The sequence below is a fragment of the Amycolatopsis sp. SID8362 genome, from assembly GCF_010550475.1.
Lineage (GTDB): Bacteria > Actinomycetota > Actinomycetes > Mycobacteriales > Pseudonocardiaceae > Amycolatopsis > Amycolatopsis eburnea.
The window spans coordinates 1-226 of record NZ_JAAGNB010001209.1; the positions used below are offsets into that span (position 1 = coordinate 1).

General features: G+C 74.8%; 1 protein-coding gene. It reads left to right on the plus strand.

The annotated features are described in order from the left end of the window. The coding region (locus G3I65_RS37115; protein WP_160700226.1) for an acyltransferase domain-containing protein at window positions 1-226 on the plus strand (226 nt) is incomplete at both ends.

Consider the following 226-nt stretch of genomic DNA (forward strand, 5'->3'; position numbering starts at 1 on the left):
GGAGCTCTACGCGCGCTTCCCGGTGTTCGCCGAGGCACTGGACGCGGTGTTCGCGCACCTCGACGTCGACCTCGACCGCCCGCTGCGCGACGTCGTCTTCGGGGACGACGCGGAGCTGCTGGACCGGACCGGCTGGGCGCAGCCCGCGCTGTTCGCCCTCGAAGTCGCGCTGGCCCGGCTGCTGGAGTCCTGGGGCGTGCGCCCGGACCACGTCGCCGGGCACTCG